Annotated in this window: 4 protein-coding genes; 1 reads left to right on the forward strand and 3 read right to left on the reverse strand. The window is 59.7% G+C overall.

Annotated features, from left to right (window positions below; all coding sequences use genetic code 11):
- The 3 genes from QVP03_RS10980 to QVP03_RS10990 all read right to left on the reverse strand — a co-directional run.
- A partial coding sequence (locus QVP03_RS10980) for a cytochrome d ubiquinol oxidase subunit II (protein ID WP_288210775.1) occupies positions 1-188 on the reverse strand: 188 nt, incomplete at its 3' end.
- Positions 189-194: 6 nt separating this feature from the next.
- On the reverse strand, positions 195-1,766 hold the full coding sequence (locus QVP03_RS10985) for a cytochrome ubiquinol oxidase subunit I (RefSeq protein ID WP_022333481.1): 1,572 nt from the start codon (positions 1,764-1,766) through the stop codon (positions 195-197).
- Positions 1,767-1,775: 9 nt separating this feature from the next.
- Positions 1,776-1,988: a DUF4492 domain-containing protein gene (locus QVP03_RS10990; RefSeq protein WP_018696693.1), complete on the reverse strand. Its 213-nt coding sequence runs from the start codon at positions 1,986-1,988 to the stop codon at positions 1,776-1,778.
- Between the two features lie 178 nt (positions 1,989-2,166).
- Between QVP03_RS10990 and QVP03_RS10995 the strand changes: the two genes are divergently transcribed.
- A partial coding sequence (locus QVP03_RS10995; RefSeq protein WP_288210776.1) for a Na+/H+ antiporter NhaC family protein occupies positions 2,167-2,957 on the forward strand: 791 nt, incomplete at its 3' end.

The raw sequence follows: 2,957 nt of genomic DNA on the forward strand, positions 1-2,957 counted from the left end.
AGCGTCGTGAAGGTGAATTCCCATTTGCGGCCCAGCGAGTTGACCAGCATGTTACGTTCCTCTTCGGTCTTGCCGATGTCGTAGAGCAGCCCCTGCCCACCCTGTACGAAGAGCAGGAATACGAGCAGTGCCCCCAGCAGGGAGATAATCAGCCACCAATAGTGTTGCAAGAGTGTTAGGGTATCCATAGTCGTTTACTGTTTTTCGTTTTCGGGCCCGATTTTGATCTGGCGGAACATGATGCTCAGCTCGGCGATCAGCAACGCCGTGAAGAGTGCGAGGAAGATGAAGAAGGTGGCCGATACCGACCCGGGGCCGATCTTCGAGGCCGCGATGCCCACGGGCATCAGATCCTGGATGGCCCACGGCTGGCGTCCGACCTCGGCCAGCACCCAGCCGGCCTGCGAAGCGAGGTAGGCCAGCGGGATCGACCATACGGCGACCCGCAGCAGCCAGCGCCTGTCCGCCAGTTTATCCTTGCGGTTGAGCCACCAGATGACGCCCAGCAGCAGGATGAAGAAGCACCCGGCACCGACCATCACACGGAACGAGTAGAAGAGCAGCGGTACGTTGGGGACGATCTGCTGCGGGGTGTCGAGGTAGCCGTACCCGAAATAGGCGAAATATTCGCGCAGGAACTCCTCGCCTTCGGGCTTCGAGGGGTCGAACTTGGCGGTGATTTGGTCGATCACCGCCTGGTCGCCGGCCTCGAGTGCCGCCCGGTAACGGGCCAGTTCACCCACGGCGACGCGGCCCCGCTCCATCTTCTCCGCGGCCGACATCACGCCGTATTTCTCGTTGCCGTTCACCAGGTCGTTGATGCCCGCCACATAGGCGTCGGCGTCGCGGAAACTCATGATCGAGAGCAGTTTCGGGATGTCGATCTTGAAATAGAATGCGTCCTCGTTCGAGGTGCGTTCCGCCTCCGGCCTCACGATGCCGATGGCCGTCAGGGGCGCACCCTGCTGCCCGTCGTAGAGTGCCTCCATGGCTGCGAGTTTCATCGGCTGCACGCGGGCGATGACGGCGCCCGACTTGTCGCCCGTCATCGCCGTGACGAGCGCGAATACGAAGCCGAAAGCCGAGGCGATGGCGATGCTCTTGCAGGCCATCTTCTGTTCGCGGTGCCGGAGCAGATACCAGGCGCTGACGCCCACGACGAACAGTGCCGCCAGCACGAACGACGAGGTGATGGTGTGGAAGAACTTGTTCATCGCCACGGGCGAGAAGAGTACCTGCCAGAACGAGATCATTTCGTTGCGTACGGTTTCGAGGTTGAACGTACATCCCACGGGGTGCTGCATCCAGGCGTTGGCGACCAGGATCCACAGTGCCGAGAGGTTCGCGCCGATGGCCGTGAGCCATGTCGCCGTGAGGTGGAAGCCTTTCGAGACCTTGTTCCAGCCGAAGAACATGATGGCGATGAAGGTGCTCTCCATGAAGAAGGCCATGATGCCTTCGACGGCCAGCGGGGCACCGAAGATGTCGCCCACGAAATGCGAGTAGTTCGACCAGTTGGTGCCGAACTCGAATTCGAGGATGATGCCCGTTGCCACGCCGATGGCGAAGTTGATGCCGAACAGGCGCATCCAGAATTTGGTCGTGCGCTTCCAGAACTCATCACCCGTGCGGACGTAAAGGGTCTCCATGATGGCGATGATGAACCCCAGCCCCAGCGTGAGCGGGACGAAAAGCCAGTGGTAAATGGCCGTCATGGCGAATTGCGCACGCGACCAGTCGACTGTTTGTAGATAATCAGATAACATAAGCGATGGTTATTTGTCGGGGGTTAGTTCTTTCATGACCGAACGGCTGCGCTCTTCGGGGCTCTGCCCGGCCAGGAAATCGGGAAAAAAGAATACCTTGAGGATTGCGAACAGGATGAACAGCTTGACCAGGATGATGGCCCACAGGGTTTTGCCTACTGTCATGCTCCGGAACCCGTCGAGGTAGAACCGGAAGATCTTTTTGATTGTTTGTGCCGCCATATCCGTCGCTATCTTTTACCAAAAATAGATAAAATTTCGGAAATAAAAAACAATGCGCCCGGAAAAGTTGCACGCGCATATCTTCCGGCCGGAAATGGTTATCCCCGGTGCCGGGCGTGCGGATATGTGGTAAGTTTTTCGTATTTTTGCCGTCCGTATGGTTAATGGGAATCCGGAAATGAAAGAATATGCGGCCAAACAGCCTTCGCCGTGGGTGTCGGTGTTGCCGCTGGCGGTGCTGACGCTGCTGCTTTACGTGGTCATCCGCTGTTTCGGCGGGGACGCGATCAACGGCGGCAGCCAGATCGCACTGTTGTCGGCCACGTCGGTCTGCGTCATGCTGGCCATCGGCATTTACCGCTGCAAGTGGGCGGTCTTGGAAGAGGCGATCATCGACAACATCCGGGCTTCGGCTTCGGCAATCATCATCCTGCTGCTGATCGGCGCCATAGCCGGGTCGTGGATGGTGAGCGGCGTGGTGCCGACGATGATCTATTACGGGCTGAAGATCCTGCACCCCTCGTTCTTCCTGGTTGCCTCGTGCGTCATCTGCGCGGGCGTTTCGCTGATGACCGGCAGTTCGTGGACGACGATCGCCACGATCGGCGTGGCGCTGATGGGCACCGGGCAGGCCATGGGTTTCCCCGAAGGGTGGATCGCGGGCGCGATCATCTCCGGCGCTTATTTCGGCGACAAGCTCTCGCTCCTGTCCGATACCACGGTGCTTGCCTCGTCGACCGTCGGGGTGCCGATTTTCACGCACATCCGTTACATGTTGTATACGACCGTCCCGTCGTTCGTCATCGCGCTGGCGGTTTTCGTCATCGCGGGGCTGACGCTCGACCATACGGGCGGCACGCATGCCGGGATGTATGCCGAGTCATTGCGCGGGACGTTCCGCATCACGCCCTGGTTGCTGGCGGTGCCCGTGGCGACGGGCGTGCTGATCGTGCGCAAACTCCCGGCCAT

Origin of the sequence: Alistipes sp. CAG:29 (genome assembly GCF_000435435.1) — a bacterium.
In the GTDB taxonomy this organism is placed as follows: Bacteria; Bacteroidota; Bacteroidia; order Bacteroidales; family Rikenellaceae; genus Alistipes; species Alistipes onderdonkii.